1 protein-coding gene is annotated in these 1644 nt (G+C 55.2%); it reads left to right on the top strand.

Translation table 11 applies throughout. The annotated features are described in order from the left end of the window. Nucleotides 1–4 precede the first annotated feature (4 nt). On the top strand, nt 5–1644 hold a 1640-nt coding region (locus ACTHUE_RS18240), incomplete at its 3' end, for an NADP-dependent isocitrate dehydrogenase (RefSeq protein WP_440424116.1).

Raw genomic sequence — 1644 nt, 5'->3', positions numbered from 1 at the left:
TCCCATGACTAAATCCACCATTATCTATACCTACACCGACGAAGCTCCTGCATTGGCCACTCAATCCCTGTTGCCAATCGTGCAGGCGTTTACCCGCCACGCCGATATTGATGTCAAAACCAGCGACATTTCTCTCTCCGGCCGTATTTTGGCGGCGTTTCCCGAATACCTGACCGAAGCGCAACGCGTACCTGATGCGCTTGCCGAATTGGGCGAACTGGTGAAACAACCCGATGCAAACGTAATCAAACTGCCGAACATCAGCGCATCCGTACCGCAACTGACCGCTGCGATTAAAGAATTGCAGTCTAAAGGCTTTGCCGTTCCCGACTATCCCGCCGACCCGCAAACCGATGAAGAAAAAGCCATACGCGAACGCTACGACCGCATCAAAGGCAGCGCGGTAAACCCTGTCCTGCGCGAAGGCAACTCCGACCGCCGCGCGCCTAAAGCAGTGAAAAACTTTGCGAAAAAACATCCGCACAGCATGGGCGCATGGACCAAAGACTCCAAAACCCACGTTGCCACCATGCAAAGCGGCGACTTTTTCCATAACGAACAATCCGTTACCGTACCTGAAGCGACTTCCGTATCCATCGTATTCACCGACAAACAAGGCAACAAGAAAGAGCTGCGCGAGCCCGTCGCCCTGAAAGCCGGCGAAATCATCGACGCGACCGTGATGAGCAAAAAAGCCCTGCTCGCCTTCCTTGCCGAGCAAGTAAAAGACGCGAAGGCAAAAGGCGTATTGTTCTCGCTGCACATGAAAGCCACCATGATGAAAGTGTCCGACCCGATTATCTTCGGACACGCCGTCAAAGTGTTCTTCGCGCCTGTTTTTGAAAAATTCGGCGACAAACTGGCTGCCGCCGGCGTCAATGTCAACAACGGCTTCGGCAACCTGCTTGCCAATCTGGACAAACTGGATGCGGACACTCGCGCTGCCGTCGAAGCCGAAATCGCTGCCGTTTACGCTGCCAACCCCGATTTGGCGATGGTCGATTCCGACAAAGGCATTACCAACCTGCACGTCCCCAGCGATGTTATCGTCGATGCTTCCATGCCTGCGATGATCCGCAATTCCGGCCGTATGTGGGACAAAGACGGCAAAGCGCAAGACACCAAAGCCGTGATTCCCGACAGCAGCTACGCAGGCGTTTATCAAGCAACCATCGACTTCTGCCGCGAACACGGCGCGTTCGATCCGACAACCATGGGTACAGTACCCAACGTCGGCCTGATGGCGCAGGCGGCCGAAGAATATGGTTCGCACAATAAAACTTTCGAAATCGAAGCCGACGGTCAGGTTCAAGTCATTGATGCGGCAGGCAAAGTCCTGATGCAGCACGACGTTGAAGCAGGCGACATCTGGCGTATGTGCCAAACCAAAGACGCGCCCGTCAAAGACTGGGTACAACTCGCCGTCAACCGCGCCCGTCTGAGCAACACGCCAGCCGTGTTCTGGCTCGACGAAAACCGTCCGCACGACAAGAGCCTGCTCGCCAAGGTTAAAGCCTACCTTGCCGAACTGGATACCAACGGTCTCGACATCCGCGTCCTCGCTCCCGAAGAAGCTGCCAAGTTCAGCTTGGGTCGTCTGAAAAACGGCGAAGACACCATCTCTGTAACCGGTAACGTCCTGCG

It is taken from the genome of Neisseria sp. P0021.S005, assembly GCF_051956955.1.
Note: the sequence above shows the minus strand (reverse complement) of the source record. Positions and strands in the feature narration are given on the sequence as shown.